At 35.6% G+C, this 23,037-nt stretch carries 15 protein-coding genes and 1 pseudogene; 5 read left to right on the top strand and 11 right to left on the bottom strand.

Annotated features, from left to right (window positions below; all coding sequences use genetic code 11):
* The first annotated feature begins 192 nt into the window (after positions 1-192).
* Complete coding sequence (locus tag G9371_RS04560) at positions 193-741, top strand: TetR/AcrR family transcriptional regulator (RefSeq protein WP_029424017.1); 549 nt, start codon at positions 193-195, stop codon at positions 739-741.
* An 88-nt stretch (positions 742-829) separates the two neighbouring features.
* Here G9371_RS04560 and G9371_RS04555 read toward each other — a convergent pair whose 3' ends face one another.
* Positions 830-1,564 carry a hypothetical protein gene (locus G9371_RS04555; RefSeq protein ID WP_002064743.1) on the bottom strand — a complete coding sequence of 245 codons (735 nt, stop codon included), beginning with the start codon at positions 1,562-1,564 and terminating at the stop codon, positions 830-832.
* A 129-nt stretch (positions 1,565-1,693) separates the two neighbouring features.
* Here G9371_RS04555 and G9371_RS19190 point away from each other — a divergent pair.
* A pseudogene (locus tag G9371_RS19190) lies at positions 1,694-1,813 on the top strand (TetR family transcriptional regulator); the annotation flags it as partial.
* Positions 1,814-1,914: 101 nt separating this feature from the next.
* Here G9371_RS19190 and G9371_RS04550 read toward each other — a convergent pair.
* The 6 genes from G9371_RS04550 to G9371_RS04525 all read right to left on the bottom strand — a co-directional run bounded on the left by G9371_RS04550 (position 1,915) and on the right by G9371_RS04525 (position 11,449).
* A complete protein-coding gene (locus tag G9371_RS04550) occupies positions 1,915-2,811 on the bottom strand; it encodes a hypothetical protein (RefSeq protein WP_029424018.1) in 897 nt (298 codons plus the stop codon).
* 35 nt (positions 2,812-2,846) lie between these two features.
* The gene (locus G9371_RS04545) at positions 2,847-7,460 is read right to left on the bottom strand and encodes a hypothetical protein (protein WP_029424019.1); all 4,614 of its coding nucleotides are present in this window, start codon (positions 7,458-7,460) and stop codon (positions 2,847-2,849) included.
* A gap of 260 nt (positions 7,461-7,720) precedes the next feature.
* On the bottom strand, positions 7,721-8,356 hold the full coding sequence (locus G9371_RS04540) for a PolC-type DNA polymerase III (protein WP_029424020.1): 636 nt from the start codon (positions 8,354-8,356) through the stop codon (positions 7,721-7,723).
* Between the two features lie 399 nt (positions 8,357-8,755).
* Positions 8,756-9,598, bottom strand: a complete 843-nt coding sequence (locus tag G9371_RS04535) for an SDR family NAD(P)-dependent oxidoreductase (protein WP_029424021.1) — start codon at positions 9,596-9,598, stop codon at positions 8,756-8,758.
* Positions 9,599-9,643: 45 nt separating this feature from the next.
* Complete coding sequence (locus tag G9371_RS04530; protein WP_029424022.1) at positions 9,644-10,504, bottom strand: SDR family NAD(P)-dependent oxidoreductase; 861 nt, start codon at positions 10,502-10,504, stop codon at positions 9,644-9,646.
* 30 nt (positions 10,505-10,534) lie between these two features.
* Complete coding sequence (locus G9371_RS04525) at positions 10,535-11,449, bottom strand: alpha/beta hydrolase (RefSeq protein WP_029424023.1); 915 nt, start codon at positions 11,447-11,449, stop codon at positions 10,535-10,537.
* A gap of 191 nt (positions 11,450-11,640) precedes the next feature.
* On the opposite strand from G9371_RS04525, the gene G9371_RS04520 reads away from it, so the two are divergent.
* Positions 11,641-12,666 (top strand): AraC family transcriptional regulator, encoded by a 1,026-nt coding sequence (locus G9371_RS04520; protein ID WP_029424024.1) that lies wholly within the window; start codon positions 11,641-11,643, stop codon positions 12,664-12,666.
* A gap of 73 nt (positions 12,667-12,739) precedes the next feature.
* Here G9371_RS04520 and adeT1 read toward each other — a convergent pair whose 3' ends face one another.
* The 3 genes from adeT1 to adeR all read right to left on the bottom strand — a co-directional run bounded on the left by adeT1 (position 12,740) and on the right by adeR (position 15,707).
* Positions 12,740-13,735, bottom strand: coding sequence for a putative multidrug efflux protein AdeT1 (gene adeT1, locus G9371_RS04515; protein WP_000373596.1), 996 nt, complete (start codon positions 13,733-13,735; stop codon positions 12,740-12,742).
* A 123-nt stretch (positions 13,736-13,858) separates the two neighbouring features.
* Complete coding sequence (gene adeS / locus G9371_RS04510; protein ID WP_029424025.1) at positions 13,859-14,932, bottom strand: two-component sensor histidine kinase AdeS; 1,074 nt, start codon at positions 14,930-14,932, stop codon at positions 13,859-13,861.
* A 31-nt stretch (positions 14,933-14,963) separates the two neighbouring features.
* Entirely contained in the window at positions 14,964-15,707 is a 744-nt protein-coding gene (adeR, locus tag G9371_RS04505; RefSeq protein ID WP_000459546.1) for an efflux system response regulator transcription factor AdeR, read from the bottom strand.
* 145 nt (positions 15,708-15,852) lie between these two features.
* On the opposite strand from adeR, the gene adeA reads away from it, so the two are divergent.
* Complete coding sequence (gene adeA, locus G9371_RS04500) at positions 15,853-17,043, top strand: multidrug efflux RND transporter periplasmic adaptor subunit AdeA (RefSeq protein WP_029424026.1); 1,191 nt, start codon at positions 15,853-15,855, stop codon at positions 17,041-17,043.
* Positions 17,040-20,150 carry a multidrug efflux RND transporter permease subunit AdeB gene (adeB, locus tag G9371_RS04495; protein ID WP_029424027.1) on the top strand — a complete coding sequence of 1,037 codons (3,111 nt, stop codon included), beginning with the start codon at positions 17,040-17,042 and terminating at the stop codon, positions 20,148-20,150. The genes adeA and adeB overlap by 4 nt, the downstream gene beginning before the upstream one ends.
* A gap of 131 nt (positions 20,151-20,281) precedes the next feature.
* On the opposite strand, the gene G9371_RS04490 is transcribed toward adeB, so the two are convergent.
* Positions 20,282-22,543, bottom strand: a complete 2,262-nt coding sequence (locus G9371_RS04490) for an ATP-binding cassette domain-containing protein (RefSeq protein ID WP_029424028.1) — start codon at positions 22,541-22,543, stop codon at positions 20,282-20,284.
* Between the last annotated feature and the right edge of the window lie 494 nt (positions 22,544-23,037).

The following is a 23,037-nucleotide window of genomic DNA, read 5'->3' as shown; positions in this document are numbered from 1 at the left end:
AACGCAGCTTGATCGCCGTAAGGCTTTGTCAGGCTCTAGCTCGTTATTACTTAAAACTTAGACAATTAAAACTTGAGATGTGCTGGGCACAGTCTTTAGGGCTTTGCTATGCCTTTTTTTCTCCCAAAAAAGTCAGCAGTTTTTTATATCTCATTTATATACAACAAAAATTTAATTTATAACGGTAAAAATATGCCAAATTTAACTCTCCCAACACGTGCATTAAAAGTTGTAAATACATCAATTGAGTTATTTCACCGCCGCGGTTTTCATATTGTCGGCGTCGACAGACTTGTAAAAGAATCCGAAATTACCAAAGCAACTTTTTATAACTACTTTCACTCTAAAGAACGGTTAATTGAAATCTGCCTAATGGTGCAAAAAGAACGACTCCAAGAAAAAGTGGTTGCTATGGTCGAATACGACCACGACACAAACGCAATCGATAAACTCAAGAAACTCTACGTCTTACATACCGATGTAGACGGGCTGTATTACCTGTTATTTAAAGCCATTTTTGAAATCAAAAATACTTACCCAAACGCGTACACAACCGCCGTGAGATATAGAACATGGCTAATCAATGAAACCTATAGTCAGTTTAGAGTACTTAAACCCGATGCTTCTTTTACCGATGCCAAACTATTTTTATATTTAATTGAAGGCGCCATTATTCAGCGTTTATGTTCAGATGAAGTTGATGAAAGAATGGTTGAGGTGTTTTTGAGGGGGATATTATAAAAACTCTATTCTGTGATTTTATAATATTAACTATTGATCAAATTTAATTTTTATCAATAGTTAATATAAGTTATAAATAATATTAGTATTATTTATTAAGTTTCTGAAATAATCTAATGAAATATCTAAAATTAAATAATTTAATTAAAAATATAAGCTTAGTGTTAATCTTGGATTTTTCAATTTTGGTATTTTTATCCCTAATATCAAAAATATCTTTCAATGATAAGGCTGTACTTGCTTTACCACCAAAGTATGATGCTCCTAAGACCAGAACGACATATATTACGCCTGAAAGAATTTTATAAAATGCATAGGTGTCCTTATTTATACTTTTACTTGAAATTAATTCTTTAAGGAAAAATACTTCAAATATTATTAACCCCAAATAAATAAATGCAGCACAAATAAGAATAGTTATTGAGATTGATCTGATTTTCTTGATCGTTTTTTCTTTAAAGATATACTCTAAATGTGCTTGATTATTTTCTACTACTTGTTTTAGAAAAAAATAGCCATGATTTAAATTTGAAAAAACCTTATTGAAGTTCCATAAATTATTAATTCGCTCATTGAACAAGCTATAGTGATACCTAGTAGTTCCTAAAAAATGATTAGTCGCATATTGGAACTGTATAGGTTGCAATAGCTTTTGGCTGAATTTTTTACATAAATCTAAATAATTATCTAACTCTATCTTATCTTTTTCGAAATTTTTCTTCCTCAAGTCAATACGAAATCTTGGTAAAAAAAACCATTTAATAACTGTGCCTAAAAAGCCAAGCCCTACTAAAGCTTCTACTATTATTTTAAACCACTCCATATGTAACCTCCAATTTATTAATGAGTCTTTATCTAAACAAAAAAATTAAAATTTATATAGATAGAAAGGTCAGTATTGCGTCATAAATTGACGTGTGTACTTTATAATTAAGAGTTAGGGGCCTACTATGTTATTTTTACTGATGCCAAACTATTTTTATATATGATCGAAGGCGCCGTCATTCAGGGCTTAAGTGTGGGTGAAGTTGATGGGAGAGTGGTTGAGGTGTTTTTGAGGGGGATGGGGTGAGGTGGCATTTTGATTGAAGTGCCGTACCAATAAGTAAATTTAATATGTGGTACGGTATTTAAATATATTCTTTTTATAGAAAGAATTATATGATTTGAGAATTAATCATTATTGTTTTTGAGTTTAGGTGAAAAACCTATTCTTGATATAATATGAAATACTGCTTCTTGTGCTTTAATGATATCTTTAATATCAAAATCCTTTTCTTTCCCATACCTTAAATTTGGATTGTTTATAAGTCCATTAATAATATTTATTTCTAATTGCTCCACATATCTATCATTAAATGCTTGAGCTAACTTATCTATTTTGTGACCATATTTTTCTTTTAAATCTTTTAATGTTAATTCAGACTTTAATAACCATGACTTAATAATTTTTTCACCGACTTGTAAATATGAAAATAAAGCTTGTCCATAATGAGGAAAAGAGTTATCTAATTGTATAGATATATTGTTCATATCTGCATAAATTGCTTCTAACATAGCGACATCTTCCTCTCTCCAACCATTGAATATTTGAAAGATATTTATTGCTTTTTTATATTCATTAAATATATAAATTAGTTCATTGTCGTCAAGAGTATTGACATAAAACTGGGTCATATCTTTACACATTCTTAAAATATTTGTTTCATGATTTTCTCCTTTATCAGATAAATCTGTTTCTATAAAAAAGTTACAAGTTCCAAAGAAACGAGGTACGCGATATTTCCATAATTCTTGTTTAATTATTATATAAAAAGCTCCTAAATCCATATTTAATTTTCGCTTATCGCCATATTTAGCTGTATACCAATTATCTAAACATGAACTTAAATAATATTCTAAAGAACCGTCATCTATTTTACCCTTGGGATAAAGTAATATTGGTACATTGAATATATTACTAATTTCTGTAGTTGCTTCCAAAAATCTATGGGCAATAGGAACTCTTCTTTCAATTAATTCATTATCAATCTTTTCAAAAAGCTCATTTAAATTTAATTTTTTATTCATATTATCAACTCTAATTTTCAAATTTTCTAAACTATTTATGCTAGAAGTCCGAAATCAAGCTTATCTGTCATATTCCTTGTAAATGAATGATTACTAGCTAATAATTCGTCCAACATATCTAAGCAATAATCTAGTGTTTCATCATCTTTATCATTTTCTGCTTGATCATATAATCGTTGAATGACTCTCGTGATAGTATCTACATCCATGCGGCTTACTAATTCTTGAGTGTTTAACTTAAGAATATTTTGAATCATGATAATGATAAGGTCACTAAATTGAGCCATATTCATTGAACTTTCTTCTATTGAGTGTAAAACATTATAAATATTATGATTTAAGGCTTTTGAGTGAATATATATATAGAAAAACTCTCGAGCATATCTTTTCGACCAAAACTTTTGATTAAAAAAACGCCCTATATTTTTAAGAATTTCCTCATTTTCTGAATTAACTAAGATGTTAAAGATCCGTTTCATTTTTTGGTGATCATATCCTTTTGTATCATTACCAAGAAGTTGGCTAATTACTGAAGCATAACCCAAAAGACTTTCATGATTTTTGGACTCGAGTCCTTGCTTCAACTCTTCTTCAAATAAACCATTGAATAACCATCGAGCAATAACTTGTTTATGACCTTCTTTTCTAACATCTTGATATGGAGAACTCACCATCATTTGTACAAGAGCTATAAATGACTCTTTAAATTCAATATCAAAAGCTTTATTAAAATAATAGTAATAGCCATTGCTTAGAGTATTTCTTAAGTCCTTTTTACACAACTCTACAAACTTTTGAAAAGCATAATTACGATCATAATTATACATAGGTAGTAGTAAATCAGCAGTTGCCATTCTTACGGCTGCATGTTCATCGTTTAAAGCATTTTCAATAATATGTTTGTGTGAAAGAGCATATTCTTTATCATCCCAAAATTTTTTAGCCAATCCTTTATATGCGCTTCCTCTTGTACAGTTAAGGGTATTTCCATATAAATCATGGCTTGAAATTTCATCTATTTGATTAGGTTGACCTCCTTTGTGAATATTTAATTTATCTAGTAGTGGGTCATCCGCTGATAAAGCAATATCTTCTAATAGCTTTAGATATTTAGTAGATAATAATTTAACTCTTCCAGAAAGTAATTGTTGAAGTGCTCTAGAGTAGTTTTTGGCAGGAAAATGGTCGATAACTTGCTCAATCCACTCAATAGGGCATGGTGACCATTGTTCTTTAAGATGATCTGGGACTTGATCAAGATTATTTTCGCTTAAACCTGAATACAAAGCATCAATATAATCCTGATGTATATGTTTAGGTAATTTTAAAGCGAATTCTGCAAAACGTTTAGGTTCAGCATTCACAGCACTTCTAAAATTACTTGAAAACTGCTGAATACTACATTCAGTACTTTCCTGATCAAATTTAAAGCCTTTAAACTCTTTTGGATCTGTCAGTATTAGTTTTTTCCAAGCCTTACTGGATAATTTTCCAGCATCTTTAATTGGCGATTTAATAGTATTGACTAGACTATTACTTCGATGGCAAAAATCATCATCTGTATATTTTGCAAATTTACGATTGAGTACACTAATTAATTGTGTAGATTTATTGGAAATACGTGAGGTATCCAATTTAGGCAGTAAATAGAATTGAGTTTTTCCCCAATAAGGAGCGTAGTAATTTTTGCGAGTAGCTTCTAAACGCCATTTAATCTGATCTAAATTATACTCAGAGTGAATATAGTAGATAGTGTTTTGAATAAGTTCAAAGTTCTCTAGTGTACAATGAGGTGAAAATTTTTCAATTAGTTTCCCAGCCAATTTCCAAACAGGTTCTTCGTTATCATTTCCTAATTTGAACTTATGATTTGGGTTGTCTAACAGCCATTCAATTACAAAATCAGTATGATCTATCTCAAGATTTAAAAGAGCATTAGCATATATACGATTAAATATTAGATTGGAATTATTTTTTAATGGAATTAATAATTGAAAAAGTTCAGTAGATTGTAAGGCCATATTCTGAGAAGCTTTAATAACGAGAGTGAACAAGGCTTTGTATATAAAAGTTTCAAACGATGTTCTTACAGCATATTCTTCAGACCATTTAAAAGCATCAAAATCCTCAATTAGAGGTTCAGAAAAATACTGATCTAAAAAAGGTAAAAAAATCCTTAGCACATCTTGTGAATGGCTTTCAGCAAGTTTCTCAATAGACTCTGTGTCGTAATCAGACCATTCTTCTCTTGAGCTTAATCTTGTATATAATTCTTCATTACACATGAGCTTTAATAGATGCAAAGCTCTCAATGGATATTCTTTGGTTAAGTCATCCCAAAAAATATAGCGACTGCTGACTCCATTTTGAATTAGCTCAATGCGAAGATTAAATAATTCCTCTGAATCATCACTCATTTTCCAACATAAACAGTTGTATATCTTTTGATTCCACTCAGGTGATCGATTCACAAACTTAGATAATTCATTAATTAACAAATTTGGAGCTTTATCAGAAACTGAGCTTAAAAGCTCTAGAGCTTTAGATTGCATCTCATCATCTTCATCTAACCAATCACTTAGATATTGATTTTCAGAAAGATATTGAACGAGTGTAGGGCAACCGCTACAACTTAATCTTATAAAATGAGGTGCTAGATCAGAATCTGAAATGATCTTATTTATAAGCTTTTTAAGGGGAGCTTTAAAGTTCTCTATATGCCGTAATGTACTAAATACCAATGATTTTAAGTGGAAACGAATCTCAGAATGAAAAAGAACTGCTTCAATACAATTACAGAAAGCTCTTTCATCTGCTTCATATAACATCGCGAGTGCATATCTGAGATGCTCTCGTTTTAAAAGGGTTTGTTGATTTTTTGAACCTAATTCATGTAAGAAATCTTCAGGTGAACTAAGACCTTGCGAATATAACTTTTTTCCTATTGCATAATCATGGATTGCTTGATGTCTAAAACTAATTTCTCTATTTTGCTCAGTGAGTAATCCGACAGAAATCATAGCTTTCTTAATTTCTGATGAACCAATTGATAATTGAGTTGATGAAACACTTAATTTGTTAGCTTGATTCATTAAATTTATAACTTCATTGAAGAAGTTTTCACTATTTGCTGTGGAAATACCATGACTATCAGTGAGTTGTTCAAATCTATCATCGATGAAAGATTTGATTAAATCTAATTTGGTTGTAAATTTAGGAGCGCACCCTAAATCATTGGCTAGATCCATATAAATACCTAGCCATAAAGGAATTTTTAAAATATTCTGTTGCTCATTACTCAACTGATCATAGTCTTCAAATTGGCTAACATATGGCTTAATCTGATCTGGCTCAAACAGTTTTAGTTCCATCTGTTTGACATCACTATTGATTTCACTGATCCAATTCCTTAGACGCACATCATCTTCGAGCTCAAAATTTCGTGTTGCCATAATAATTTTTATATTGGTATGGGCATATTGACGTAGTAAAAGAATCTCTTTAACCATTTTAATGCATATATCTAATGCATTTGATGAGTGAAGAGCAGTCCAACGAAGAGCGTCTAATTGATCAAGCAAGATGATAATTTCTTGACCCTGTCCATATTTTTCTAAGCATGCAATGGGCGAATATGGAAATCCTAAATCTTTTCCAAATTGATCGAGATTTTTTTCAGGAACTCGTCTATCTAGTCGAATAGGAAGAACGATAGTCCCAGATTGAACAAAATGTTTTTTCAAATCTAATAAGAAAGCACTCTTGCCAACCCCTGCATCAGCTTTAATTATTGTGATTGGGTTATTATTAACAGTATCTAATGTAGTACTGAACTCGGCACGTTGAATGTTTTGTTGTGATATTAAATAAGGCTCGATTGAGCGATCAAACTCATCATTTAGCGTTGCTATTACGTCGGATATATGAGGATGACCCGGATAGGTTTTAAAGGAAAAGTGGTGGACTTCTAAATCTGCTTTAAGAGTATGAGATGTAATACGTGTTCTTAACTTACCACATTTAACAGGGTAAGTTTGAAGGAAATGAACAAGATGACTAGGAGGCTGATAAACTAATTTTTCAGCTAATAATATACATAGTTCATTATCTATATCATCTTCATTAAATTTCTTTATTTCAAAACTCTTTAGAAACTGAATAGCTTTGTCCAAATCATCTAAATTTGATGAATCCAAATTTAAACGGCTACATAATTCATTAAATAATTTTAGCCTATCTGGGCTTATATTTTTAATTTGATATTCAAAAAATTCAGAGCTAGAGTTTGTACTGTTTCTAGCACTTTCACAAATATCTTCCAGTAGTCTAAATCCAATTCTAGATACAACTTTGTAAGATTTAGAGCCAGATAAGATGTGTTGTAAACCTTTTGTTAAAAGTTGTTTGGATTGGAGTGTGGCAAGTGTCCAAGCATTATCAGAAAGATTTCCAATTTTGCATTGATGATGTTCTTTAGATCCATCCAAATTACCAATAATAACATCTACAGCATCTTCATCTGGACCAATAGGCTCTACTTGTACATAAGAAATTTTTTCATCCAATAATCTTAAGAGTTGATATGCCACCCAAGAGGATTCATAACGATTTCCAATTTTTTCTGTAAAGCCACCTGGTTCTAAAGACACAAACACTCCTCAATTTTTAAAATATTTTTATCATTATAATTTATATATTTTTTTCTAATTTTCCAATAAGTAACGTTGATAATATATTGGAAATTCAATGTTTTTAAATTTAATAGGTAAAGATTAAAAATTAGTAAATTTTATTCAAATAAATTTGAGAAGAAATATGAAAGATATTGAAATTTTAGAGATCAATAAAATTGGCGATAATTTGTCATGAGGACACTTGTAAATTAGCAGAGAATGTCGCCTGTGGATTGCTATTTAAGAAGTAAGGATTGGGCAGCTATATTTTTTAGGTATTTCGGTACTCTAGATATACTAAGTTTATTAATGGCTAACAATAAATCTTGATCAATGCTATTGAAGCCATATGTGTGACAAATATTCGTACAAAGATAGTTGAATAATTGAGCCGTAACTTCAGCATCTGCTTCTGCGCGATGAGCTGTGCCATTAAACTTAATATTGAATAAGTCTGCCATTGCCCCAAGTCGATAACTGGGTTGATGAGGTAAAATACGGCGAGCAAGTTTCAAAGAACAAATGAGTCCATTGTGTGATGGACTTAACTCCTGTCGAATACTTTCTGCTTTTAGGAATTTCTCGTCAAATCCTGCATTGTGAGCAAGTAAAGGATCTGTTCCAATAAAGTCCAATAGAGAAGGAATGACTTCTTCCACTAAAGGAGCATGGTTAACCATATCTTGAGTAATACCAGTCAACTGTGTGATGTAGTATGGAACCTTTACACCACAGTTTATTAATGAAACAAAACGCTCTGTGATTTCACCTTCTACAATACGTAAAGCCGCGACTTCTGTAATACGATCACCAGCCTCAGGGCTGACTCCTGTGGTCTCGAAATCAAGTACAATGATTGGCGAAACATTCATAAAACGCTTTCTCTATTAGAAATTAGATATTAATAGCACAACACTTTTCATCATATTTTAGCAAAAGAGTTATGTGTTCTTTCATTCAATGGAACTACAGGTGAGCAATTATTGTTGTAGAGATATATCACAATAGATAGATATTGTGTTTAACATACAATGAAGTTATGCGACTTCAGAATGACCTAACAAGAAAGAATTATGTCTTCAAAAAGAAGCTATGACTGCTGTTGCTGAATTGTTAGAAGTTGTTGGTGAACATTTTTTGCATCTGAAAAAGAAAATTTTAATAGAAAGTAGCTGCGCATAAGACTTATGGTTTGAGTCAATTATTAGAATTTTGCTGCTAGTTAATTAAATAAACACGGATATCTCAACAACATCTGTGTCCGAAAAGACCTAAAATGAATTATGGTTTTTCTCTGCCAAGAGCATAGTCTGTTTAAGCTGCTTACGATTAAAACCTAAAAACTCAATCACATTTCTAAAAAGTGATGGTGCTTTAGCAATCGGAGTATTGATTTTAGGTACAACTGTCATATCTTTACGCCGTTCTATGCTTTCAACTACACTCGAGACAACTTCTTCAATAGATACATATTTCCAAATACCCGAGTTACCTTTCCATACAGCTTTACCTGCTGGGTCATTTTGAATACTGTCCATCATTGGGGTCTTAAAGAAAGTTGGATGAAGGCTACCAACATCTATATTTGAATATTTTAATTCCAGACGAAGGCTATCACATAAAGCCCAAACACCTGCTTTACTCGAAGTATAGTGAGTGTTTAACGGGGAGTGGACGAAAGCTGCCATTGAAGATACAGCCAGTAAGTATCCCTGACTTTGTTTTACATACGGTATAGCTGCGCGAAAAGTACGAAATACCCCTGTAAGGTTAATATCGATGGTTCGCTCAAAGGTTTCGGGAGCCATATGTTCTAGTGCTTCGGTTGAAGCTATGCCAGCATTTGCAATAACCACGTCAATTTTACCGAAGTGTTGAGCTGCATTTGCCATAGCCATTTCTAAGCTTTCCAAAGAGCGTACATCTGCTACCCAACCTGCGGCAATGCTTTGCCCACCTAGCTGTTTTGCCTGACTTTCAACTTTGTTAAGGTCTAAATCTAGGAGTACTAGTTTTGCGCCTTTGGCTTGTAATGCTTGAGCAATCGCAAGTCCTAGACCACCTGTTGAACCTGTGATGACCACAACTTTATCTTTTAATTTGTACTTAGACATATCAGATTTCCAGACATTTTTATAAATGGGCTTTAAGGCAATAGATTATTTCTGGATAGGTTTAGATTCACTTTCAAGTTGTTGAAGTAATCCCTGTAATTTCTTATGGCGTACAACCATTGCATCACTACCTGCATTAAACAGTCCGCGTAATATTGAGAATGGAACCCAACGCACTGGAGCAAAAATCCGTGGCTGTCGATGCTGTACACCTTTTACAATTGCTTGCGCCATATATTCCGGAGAAATAGGCTTGCGCAACCATGCTGGAAATGCTGCTTCAATCATCTTCGTTACAGTTGCGTTACCCCCAAAGGCAACCTTAGCGATTGGTGTTGCTGTCCAACCCGGATAGACAACACTAGCGGTTGCACCAGTATATGCAATCTCTGTACGAAGACTGCGTCCGAGCATTTCTACTGCCGCCTTTGAAGCCGCATATGGAGCGTTTGCCATTCCATTGACGAAGCAATAAACAGAAGAGGTTATGAGGATTTGTCCTTTGTTGCAAGTCACCTCTGGTAAGGCAGCACGGACTGTGCGCCAGACACCCAGTAAATCAACCTCAACAATCTTATCGAACTCAGCTTCATCACAGCTAGCCATTGTCGAAGCGCCATCACGCCATGAGATACCTGCATTAGCAAAAGCTATATCAAGGTGTCCAAAATGTTTTATTGTTTTCTGGACTACATCTTTTGTGGCTACTGCATCAGTAACGTCTAGCGCTAATGATAAAACACGAGACGCCTCAAATTCAGATGCAAGTTTATCTACAGCTTCCTGTTGCATATCAGTGAGTACCAAGTTTGCACCTAATGCATAAAATTCACGGGCTGTTGCTGCTCCAATCCCTCCAGCGGCTCCTGTAATTAAAACAACTTTTTTGTTCAGGTCATATTTCATGGTCTTTCTCCAAATGTTTTAAATTTACTGTTACTTGACTGGAACGATGCGTTTAAGAAAGTCGATCTGATCACGAACAACACGCTCAAAAGCTTCTCCAACGTAAATTTCAAAATGACCATCGGCGTAGTGCTTAATTTCATGATTGGGTGTATGGCTCGCATGACGTAATGTTGTTTTTGAGGGGGCAACAGAGTCGGTATCACAGACACAAAACAACACGGGGGCTTGAATACGTGCTGTCTTACGGCCCGGGTAATAGCGTATGATGTCGAGTACAAAACGTGCAGCGACATAGTTTGGAATATTTGAACCTGAAGGCATGAGTGCGAGATAGCCTGAATAAGCATCAGGTGCATTCATTAATGCTGTATGTCCTGTTGGAGCTGCAAGAGGCACCATGACTGGCTTTGTGCCGAGCATTGATCCAATCTTGTCTTTTAAAGCGAGTCCCGTGAGCTTAAGTGTCGTTATTGGGTTCATTGCCATGCTAGATGAGAAACCATCAGTAAAGGGGCATTGTGATATAACAGCAGCAAGCCGATTATCATTAGCAGCTGTTGCCAATACATGGCCTCCACCGAAAGAAGTCCCCCATATAACGACGCGGTTTGGGTCAATTTTGTCTAGGTTACGTGCATAGGCAATAGCAGCTTTCCAGTCTTCGAGCTGACTTTTTATGTCTAGTAATTGTCGAGGTTGTCCTTCGCTATCACCAAAATAGCGATAATCAAACACTAAACAAGCATAACCCTCTGCCACAAAGCGCTCTGCAAAAGCGGTTAAACGCATTCTACGAGTACCACCCAGACCGTGCGCCATCACAATAATTGGTGTAGTGGCCTCGGTCGCTGGACGATATAAATAGGCACTGCATTTCATGCAATTTGAATCAAACTGAACATCAAGTGGTGCTTGGGGCACATTATTTAGACTTTTACCCATCGTATTTTTCTCAATATTGGCTATAACGCTATCTTCTAAAAAATAATGGGATTAGGCTTGATGAAAGCTGCCATATTGCTTGACACTTTGCGCCAAAATTTGGATTGAGTAGGTGTGTTTAGTCATTTGCTTTTGTTTAAAAGCTTTAAGTACACTAATTGATAATTGGCGCCAAATTAGAACCATACGGAATGAATGGATTGAATAAGCCGTTGTATAGAAGAAGGATTTCTGAAATCTATGTTCAGTTATTATTTGAATATCTGGAAAAACTAGGACATGACCCAGAAAAGGTATTGGGTGAACCGTGGCCTAAAGCAGATTCAAATCATTTAGAAGGCGTAGATATCGACCATTGGGAAAGTCTTCTCATTATTGCCAAAGATTATTTAAATGACCCTTTCATTGGTTTACATGTGGGTCAAACCATTACAGCACAGCATCTAGGTGTTTTAGGGTCAGTATTTCTTGCTTGTGAAAATCTGGGGGCAGTTTTAGAAAGGTTTGAGCGATATCAGCGGCTTGTCTATGATGTTTATCCAGCCACTGTTCGTATTTATACTGAATATGTAGAGCTTTCATGGGATACAAAAGGTGAGCAAGTCGGCCCTTTATCGGACGAAACTGGCCGTACCGTTATAGTTCAATTTTGCCGTAGTCTAATTAGAGGAAAAGAAAGACTTAAAGAAATACATTTTATTCATGAACAGCCTGAAAATGTTCAGCCTTATGAGGAGTATTTTGGTTGTCCTGTGCTTTTTGAGCAACCCGTGGCACTGATGCGTTTCGATAAGGAAATCTTAAGTCTACCGCTTAAAAACTCCGACGCCGCCTTAGTTGCCATACTTGAAAAACATGCCGACAAGTTACTGGCAAGCCTGCCACATATTGATGAAATTACAGATCAAGTTCGTAAACAGATTGCTTACTTACTTCATCAAGGCGAACCTACTATTGAACAGCTTGCAGAGCTATTAAATTATTCACGTAGAACCTTGCAACGCCGTTTAACCGAGGCAGGTACGAATTTTCGGAAAGAATTAAATACTGTCCGTTACGAATTAGCAAAATCGTATTTAAAAGATCTAAGGCTACAAATTGTAGAAATAGCCTTACTGTTAGGTTATGCCGAACACAGCCCATTTACACGGGCTTATAAAGAGTGGTCGGGTAAAACACCACAACAAGCTAGAGAAGAAATGAATGAGTTAAGGTAGAACTTATACTATAGGTCCTACCTTTTAAGTCTATACAAATGCTTTAAAAAAGATATGCAGATGTTTTGAGTGTTCATTCATCGTTTAATGCACATTCAAAATTACTTGGGTTTTCTTTACATCTTACTTTTTTCAAAAAATTCATCATTTTGGGGTCGTAGATACCTGCTTTGGTTAGCTGTATACGTGCTTCGCGCATCATTTTCATATAGTTTAATTGTTCATTTTTCGGAATATCCATCCAATATTTTGAAGGAATATCACTTTCATATTTGGCAATAATACCAAATGTTCTATTGAGTTGGCTGGCTACCCAAGTTCGAGACTTTTGCCCAAAACCTGCTGGAAATTGGTCTTTACGAATAATGAAGTTTGCTGAAATTTGAGTCAAAGGAAAACGAACAATTGCTCCTTTCTCACCTAAACCTTTGTAGAGTTCAAAAGGTTTAAACGCAACAATAGGAGCGGGCACAATATCAATTTCATGGTTATTAAATTTTGCACCGGCATTGGTAACGTCTACCGATACAGCCTGACCACCGACATGTTGAACAAGCTTTGGTTGGGCTTCATCGTATTTAAATACCCCAATTTTTTTACCGGCAGCCTTCGCGAGAGTATTGATACTTCTATCATTTACAAATAAATAGGCAGGACCAATTGTGCCCAAACCTGCAATTTCATAAGGACCTACCACCATATTTTTTGCGGCCATAGGTGATGACAACAGCTTATAGGCATTAATTGCCGTTTTCATATTTGTTAATGCACCAACAGCATCTAAAGATCCTGTATATTTATTAAACTGACGGCCACGTAAACCGCTAATAATAGCACCATCACATTTTCCAACTTTCAAATCTTCAGCAGCTACACGTTCATCAACATATGCTTTTAAAGATAGATCAGCTCCCCAATTTTTGGCTTCAAGTGCATAATCTTTGGCTAAAGCGAAAGCGTCTCCCGATTTACCAATGGGGTCAAATACACAGACGACTTGTTGTTTGGCATAAAGAGTTGTTGTTAAACATGTACTTGTAATAAGTAAAATAGCTTTAAAACGATCCATATCTAGTTATCCATTATTTAAATTATAAAAATTATTTTATAAATCTTGCTTAGATTAGATATGACATTTAAATAAGAATTTAAAGAGAAAAGGTCAAAAGAGAACTTAGGGTCAGGAGGTTATTTAGTTATTCATAGGAATTTTTATGGTAAAAACACTTTTCGAGCCTTGATTGCTATATTGAATAGTACCTTTCAGTGCCATAACAATTGCATGTACAACAGCAAGACCTAAACCTGTGCCGCCAAATTCTTTATTCCTTGATTCTTCTAATCTAAAGAAAGGCTTAAATAAATCGTCTTGGAACTCGGTTGCAATGCCGGGGCCTTCATCCTCAATTTTTAATATCCAGTTTTGTGATACCACTTCCGAGGAAATTTTAAGTTTGCCTGCATGTGAATAGCGTATAGCATTATCAATTAAAGCAATTAAAACTTGCTCAATACGACGGCGGTCGCAATATACAGGAGTGGATGTTAGGTCAAGTTCTGGTACTAGCTTAGCTTGATCCAAACGATCTTCAAATGCTTTAAGAACTTTTTCAACTACCGCCTTCAAGTCAAACAATTCATAATTTAACCGGAGTTGCTGGTTCTCTACTAAGCTTAAAGTCCGTAAGTCTTCGACTAAGTGAGATAAACCTTCAACTTGATTTAAAAGACTTTTAAATAGAACTTCATCAGGTTTAAAAACGCCATCAATAATTCCCTGTAAACGACCTTGTAATATCGTTATAGGCGTTCTTAACTCATGTGCGATGGCTGCATTCCAAACCTGCGCATTTTTAACGGAAACCTCTAGCTTTTGAGCCATATCATTAAAATTATATAAAAGCTCCGACATTTCGGCGGAGTGAATTCGGTTATCGTAAGCTCTAGCAGAGAGGTCGCCGTGACTAATTTTTTTTGCTGCTTCGGCTAAGAAGTTAATTGGCACAATAAAACGCTTTGCGAGGCGCATGCCAATCACTAATGAAATAATACAGCCGCAAAAGATAACAGTGGCTAACCAAATCCAGTCTACAAAATGAAAACTGGTCCAATCTTCTTGTTGAAATGAGCTTAAACTAATCCAGCCTTTTTCAATCGCATAGTTATAAATGACATAACCCAGTACTACTGAAAATAGCGTAACGCTTAAATTTACAATAGTTAAGGCAATAAAAAGTTGCTTACTAATTCCTAACTTACTTTTCATAAAATATTCCCTAGCTATTTTTTAATATTATTTAGGCGTCATCTTTTACAGCTAGGGGATTATCTAGCCTATATCCCACGCCACGCACATTAATTAACATTTGAAATATGCCTTGTTCTTCTAGTTTTTTTCTCAGCTTACTTACATGGCTATCTACGGTTCGCTCTAGTGCATCGCTATCATTCATGCAGTGATTCATAAGTTCTCCGCGCGTAAAAACTTTATGAGGCTGGTCAATCATGAATGAAATAATTTTATATTCAGTCAGCGTCAGATTAAGCAAGATTTTCTTATTCTCAGAGTGTATATAAACGCTATGAGTGTCGGTATCAATTTCAATATTTTTATAGAGTTTATTTTTATTAGTTGCCTTGTTTGCAAACTGAGTACGTCTTAAAACTGCCTGAACTCTAGCGACGACTTCATTTGGGTTAAAAGGCTTCACCACAAAGTCATCTGCACCTATGCGTAATGCCATAACTTTATCAATATCTTGATCTAGCGCCGTCAGCATGATCACGGGAGTCTGAGCTTTTTGGCGTATTTTATTTAACACTTCCCAACCGTTTAATTCGGGTAATTTAATATCAAGTAAGATTAAATCGATGGGTTGGCTCGCGTGCAATTCAATCGCTTGCTTTCCATTCATGGCCCGAATAACACTCATGCCTTCACGTTTTAAATAATTTTCAATAATGTCACCAATATCGTAGTCATCTTCTACCACAAGAATAACTTTATCTTGGCAATCAAAAGAAAAAGAATGATCAAACATAGAAAATCTGGCTATAGAAAGTGCTTCAACTCATCATACGCTAAATTATCGGTATTTCTCCACACTTACTCCACACTTTAGTGATTATCCCTACACACTCATCAAAAATAATACGAACATCAAAAACTCACTAGGTTTGGACAGTATGCAAAAGCATCTTTTACTTCCTTTATTTTTATCTATTGGGCTGATATTACAGGGGTGTGATTCAAAAGAAGTCGCTCAAGCTGAGCCACCACCGGCTAAAGTCAGTGTATTAAGCATTCAACCGCAATCGGTAAATTTTAGTGAAAATCTTCCTGCACGTGTACATGCGTTCCGTACGGCGGAAATCCGTCCGCAAGTCGGAGGTATCATTGAAAAGGTTCTATTTAAACAAGGTAGTGAAGTTAGAGCAGGGCAAGCTTTATATAAAATTAATTCCGAGACTTTTGAGGCCGATGTAAATAGCAATAGAGCTTCTCTCAATAAAGCTGAAGCTGAGGTGGCAAGACTCAAAGTTCAGTTAGAACGTTATGAGCAGCTATTACCAAGTAATGCAATTAGTAAGCAAGAAGTAAGTAATGCTCAAGCTCAGTATCGTCAGGCTCTAGCCGATGTCGCTCAAATGAAAGCATTGCTGGCCAGACAAAACTTGAATCTCCAATATGCAACAGTTCGAGCGCCTATTTCTGGGCGTATTGGGCAATCTTTTGTCACTGAAGGTGCATTGGTCGGTCAGGGTGATACCAATACGATGGCAACTATCCAACAGATTGATAAAGTCTATGTTGATGTAAAGCAATCAGTTAGTGAGTATGAACGCCTACAAGCTGTGCTACAAAGTGGTGAATTATCAGCAAATAGTGACAAAACCGTTCGTATTACCAATAGCCACGGACAGCCCTATAACGTCACAGCAAAAATGTTGTTTGAAGATATTAATGTTGACCCGGAAACGGGCGATGTCACATTCCGTATTGAAGTTAATAACACTGAACGAAAATTACTTCCGGGCATGTATGTGCGTGTCAATATTGACCGTGCTTCTATTCCTCAAGCGCTATTGGTTCCGGCGCAAGCGATCCAACGTAATATCAGTGGCGAGCCTCAAGTATATGTCATCAATGCCCAAGGGACAGCGGAAATTCGTCCTATCGAAATTGGACAGCAATATGAGCAGTTCTATATCGCTAACAAAGGCTTGAAAGTCGGTGACAAAGTCGTTGTTGAAGGTATTGAACGTATTAAGCCAAATCAAAAATTGGCATTGGCAGCATGGAAAGCACCAGCCGTCGCGAATCATGCTTCAAGTGTAGAAACCAAAACTTCTATAGCTGAGGGGGCGCAACCATGATGTCACAATTTTTTATTCGTCGTCCCGTTTTTGCTTGGGTTATCGCGATCTTTATTATTATATTTGGATTGCTGAGTATTCCTAAACTGCCCATTGCACGTTTTCCAAGTGTGGCCCCGCCACAGGTGAATATTAGTGCGACTTATCCTGGTGCTACAGCTAAAACCATTAACGATAGCGTTGTAACCTTAATTGAGCGCGAATTATCAGGTGTAAAAAATCTACTCTACTATAGTGCGACAACAGATACTTCCGGTACAGCAGAGATTACCGCTACGTTTAAACCGGGCACAGATGTGGAAATGGCTCAGGTCGACGTTCAAAATAAAATCAAGGCTGTAGAAGCTCGCTTACCGCAAGTTGTACGTCAGCAAGGCTTACAGGTTGAGGCTTCATCGTCCGGATTTTTAATGCTGGTCGGGATTAACTCTCCAAATAATCAATATTCCGAAGTTGATTTGAGTGATTATTTGGTTCGAAATGTTGTAGAAGAGCTAAAACGTGTCGAAGGTGTAGGGAAGGTTCAATCTTTCGGTGCCGAGAAAGCTATGCGTATTTGGGTCGACCCGAATAAGCTTGTTTCTTACGGTTTATCGATTAGTGATGTGAATAATGCCATTCGTGAAAATAATGTCGAAATTGCACCCGGCCGACTTGGTGATTTACCAGCTGAAAAAGGCCAGCTCATTACTATTCCGTTGTCGGCTCAAGGGCAATTGTCTAGTCTCGAGCAATTTAAAAATATCAGCTTAAAAAGTAAAACTAACGGTAGCGTAATTAAATTATCTGATGTTGCCAATGTAGAAATAGGTTCACAAGCATATAACTTTGCCATTTTGGAAAATGGTAAGCCTGCTACCGCGGCTGCAATTCAATTAAGCCCGGGAGCTAACGCCGTGAAAACTGCCGAAGGTGTTCGAGCAAAAATTGAAGAATTGAAGCTAAATTTACCGGAAGGCATGGAATTTAGTATTCCTTACGACACCGCGCCGTTTGTCAAAATTTCAATTGAAAAGGTAATTCATACATTACTTGAAGCCATGGTTCTGGTTTTCATTGTGATGTATCTATTTTTACATAATGTCCGCTATACGCTTATTCCAGCGATTGTGGCGCCTATTGCCTTACTCGGTACTTTTACCGTGATGTTGCTTGCCGGCTTTTCAATTAACGTACTCACCATGTTCGGTATGGTACTTGCCATCGGGATTATTGTCGACGATGCCATTGTCGTGGTTGAAAACGTCGAAAGGATTATGGCGACAGAAGGATTATCGCCTAAAGATGCAACCTCTAAAGCAATGAAAGAAATTACCAGCCCGATTATTGGTATTACGCTGGTCTTGGCTGCAGTATTTTTACCTATGGCATTTGCGAGTGGTTCTGTAGGGGTAATCTATAAACAGTTTACCTTGACCATGTCGGTATCTATTTTATTTTCAGCGCTATTGGCACTCATTTTAACACCGGCACTTTGTGCCACAATTTTAAAGCCAATCGATGGGCATCATCAGAAGAAGGGCTTCTTTGCATGGTTTGACCGTAGTTTCGATAAAGTCACTAAAAAGTATGAATTGATGCTGCTTAAAATCATCAAACATACAGTTCCAATGATGGTGATCTTTTTAGTAATTACCGGTATTACCTTTGCCGGAATGAAATATTGGCCAACAGCATTTATGCCAGAGGAAGATCAAGGTTGGTTCATGACTTCGTTCCAGCTACCTTCAGATGCAACCGCTGAGCGTACCCGGAATGTAGTCAATCAATTTGAAAATAATTTGAAAGATAATCCCGATGTAAAAAGTAATACCACCATTTTGGGATGGGGTTTTAGTGGCGCAGGCCAAAACGTAGCTGTGGCTTTTACGACACTTAAAGACTTCAAAGAGCGGACTAGCTCTGCATCCAAGATGACAAGCGACGTTAATACTTCCATGGCGAATAGTACGGAAGGCGAGACTATGGCCGTATTACCACCCGCTATTGATGAGTTAGGTACTTTTTCAGGTTTCAGTTTACGTTTACAAGACCGCGCTAACTTAGGTATGCCTGCTTTACTGGCTGCTCAAGATGAACTTATGGCAATGGCAGCCAAGAATAAAAAGTTCTATATGGTTTGGAATGAAGGGTTGCCACAAGGTGACAATATTTCTTTAAAAATTGACCGTGAAAAGCTTAGTGCACTGGGTGTTAAGTTTTCTGATGTTTCAGACATCATTTCTACATCAATGGGTTCAATGTATATCAATGACTTCCCTAATCAAGGACGTATGCAACAAGTCATTGTACAAGTTGAGACTAAATCACGTATGCAATTGAAAGATATCTTGAATCTGAAAGTCATGGGTTCAAGCGGTCAATTAGTCTCGTTATCAGAAGTTGTAACACCACAATGGAATAAGGCACCACAACAATATAATCGTTATAACGGACGACCATCTTTGAGTATTGCTGGTATTCCTAACTTCGATACGTCATCGGGTGAAGCAATGCGTGAAATGGAACAACTGATTGCGAAATTACCGAAAGGTATTGGCTACGAGTGGACAGGTATTTCCTTACAGGAAAAGCAGTCTGAATCACAAATGGCCTTTTTACTTGGTTTATCCATGTTAGTGGTTTTCCTTGTCTTGGCTGCACTCTATGAAAGCTGGGCAATTCCACTTTCTGTGATGCTGGTTGTGCCACTCGGTATTTTTGGAGCAATCATTGCCATTATGTCTAGAGGGTTAATGAATGATGTGTTCTTCAAAATCGGGCTAATTACCATTATTGGTCTATCGGCAAAGAATGCAATTTTGATTGTTGAATTTGCGAAAATGCTGAAAGAAGAAGGCATGAGTTTGATTGAAGCCACTGTTGCCGCAGCCAAACTTCGCTTACGGCCAATTCTGATGACATCACTTGCATTTACCTGTGGTGTAATTCCATTGGTAATTGCTTCTGGTGCAAGCTCTGAAACTCAACATGCTTTAGGTACAGGAGTTTTTGGTGGCATGATTTCAGCAACCCTTCTGGCTATTTTCTTTGTTCCCGTGTTTTTTATCTTCATTCTGGGTGCAGTAGAAAAGCTATTTTCCTCTAAGAAAAAAATCTCATCTTAAGTTCAGTGCATCAGGGGAAATACCAATTTCCTCTGATGCATTTTTACTGATCTGAATGAGAGAATATTACTAACTAATTATAGTCTTTGGGGTTTTAAATTTATATAAAAAGTCAGACTAGCCTATATTTTTTACAGCTCTAAATATTTTTTCAAATAATAACCTGTTAAAGATTTTTCTGCTGAAAGCAAACCGCTAACAGTTCCTGAGAATACCAATTCACCACCTTTGTCACCCGCCAAAGGACCAATATCAACAATCCAGTCGGCTTGACTTATGATGTCTAAGTTGTGTTCAATCACAATGACTGTGTTGCCTTTCTCTACTAAGTTATTTAATAAACTAATTAGTTTTTCAGTATCAGAAGGGTGTAGACCTGTACTCGGTTCATCCAATACAAAAATATTATCTGTTTCATTAATTTGTTTTGTGAGTTTTAACCTTTGACGCTCACCACCCGAAAATGTATTTAAGCGTTGGCCGATTGCAATGTAGTCTAGCCCCAAACTCATCAAAGAATTAAATTGTTGCTGTAAAATTCGATCTTCAAAAAAGTTGTTTGCTTCTGCAACCGTCATTTTTAAAATTTCAGCAATATTTTTATCTTTATAAAGATATTTTAAAACTTCAGGTGCATATCCAGAACCATGACAAACATCACATGTCATTTCAATATCATCTAAAAATGCAAGTTCAACCCTTTCGATACCAGATCCTTTACATTGAGGGCAAGCACCTTCACTATTAAAACTAAAGAGCTTGGCACTTACTTTATTTGTTTTTGCAAATAGCTGACGAATCGGATCAAGAAGATCAAGATAGGTCAATAAATTTGAGCGAATACTTGCAGTAATTGCAGATTGATCAACAACTTTTGTTTCAGGATATTGTTGTGGTAATACTTTACTTATTAATGTGCTTTTTCCTGAACCAGCGACTCCTGTAATAACGGTTAGACAGTTCTTAGGAATGTCGACATCAATATTTTTTAAATTGAATAAATGAGCATTTTTAATTGAAATCCATTCATTGCCCATACGTGGTTCTTTCTTATAGGTATTTGGCCTTCTAAAAAACGCACCTGTTAAACCTGATGAATTTTTTAATTCTTCAAAAGTTCCTTGGTAAATAATTTCACCGCCGTTAATACCAGAAAGAGGCCCCATATCAACGACATGATCAGCTGTTCTAATAAGATCCGGATCATGTTCAACCAATAAAACACTATTTCCCTTATCTCTAATTTTTTGAATAATTTTAATAATATTATCTAAATCTTTGGGGTGCAGGCCAATACTTGGTTCATCAAAAATATAGAGTAGGTCAACCAGACTATTACCCAAATGTTTAACCATTTTAATTCGTTGTGATTCTCCTCCCGACAATGTATTGCTGACGCGGTTAAGGTTTAAATAGCTGAGTCCAACGAGATTTAAGTTATTGAGTTTATTTTTTATTTCGTGCAAAACGGTTTCAAATTTTTCACTTTTTATCGATTCGAGAAACTCTAAAAGACTTGATACGGATAGGGCCGTACATTCCGCAATATTTTTACCATTAATTTTACAAGATAAGGAATTTTGATTTAGCCGTTGTCCCTTACATAAGGAGCATTCTTTGATTGTAATAATTCGCTCAAGTTTATTTCCATAACGATTTCTTTCCTGTGCTTCACCTTTTAAAAAGTTACGCTCAAATCTGGGAATTAGTCCTTCATAAAGTGCGGTTTTTCTCCATTTACTTGTCGGGTTTAAAGGCTTGTGCTGAGGAGCATACAAAAATAAGTCCCATTCTTTTTCACTATAATCTTTTAATTTTTTATCTAAATCAAAGTAACCTGAATCTGCATATCGCGTCCAACGCCATGCTGTAGGTTGATAAGTAGGGAAGTCTATAGCACCTTCTTCATTTAAGGATTTATCTAAATCTAATATTTTGTAAATATCAATTGTTTGCTCGATTCCAATACCTTCGCATTGTGGACACATGCCATTTGGGTGATTAAAAGAAAAGACATTGGAGTATCCAACAAACGGCTCACCCATACGTGAAAATAACAAGCGAAGATTGGCATAAATATCTGTAATTGTTGCAACAGTTGAGCGAATATTGCCCGTTAAAGGTTTTTGATTAATAATCACAGGTACATTTAAATTTTCAATTTTATCAACGTCAGTAACACCAAAATGTTGCAAGCGATTACGTACAAAACTATCTTGAGTTTCATTAATTTGTCTTTGAGCTTCTGCGCCAATAGTCTCGAAAACTAAAGAAGATTTACCTGAACCAGAGACTCCAGTAAAGACAACGATTTTATGTTTAGGAATCTTCAATGAAATATTTTTAAGGTTATTTTGTCTGGCACCATAAATATTTATTGTTCTTTTAGTCATGTGTGATCACTTGAAATCAAAGATTTAGCGTAAAGATAAGGTAAAATTGATGAGAAGGATGTATATGTTTCTTAAGAAAATAGTTTAAATATTTAACTTATAAGCCTTTCTATATATCAATAAGCAATAAGGGCACTGAAGAACAAGTTTTATAAATAAACACATTGTATAAAGTTCATGGTGTCAGATTTTGCTAACAGATAAGATTAAATTAATAGGGTTAAGGTTGACCCAAACAAGTAATAGAAAATTTCTTAAATTTGTTATGAATTAAATTTTGCTGCATTTCTAGGAGTGAACTTATACCTAATCAATTTGTGGTGGATTATAGTAAAGGTCAAATGTAGCTAGAGCAACAACACAGAGTAAGCAAAGCCTTATATATGGTAGGTTTTCAAATATTCTATTTAACATAATATACATTATACGAAGCGGTAAAAATAACTATGTGTAATGTATAGCTTTATTTCGGTTTTCCGAAGATTTCAGGATGT

The organism is Acinetobacter sp. EKM10A (assembly GCF_011075215.1).
GTDB classification, from domain to species: Bacteria; Pseudomonadota; Gammaproteobacteria; order Pseudomonadales; family Moraxellaceae; genus Acinetobacter; species Acinetobacter baumannii.
Note: the sequence above shows the minus strand (reverse complement) of the source record. Positions and strands in the feature narration are given on the sequence as shown.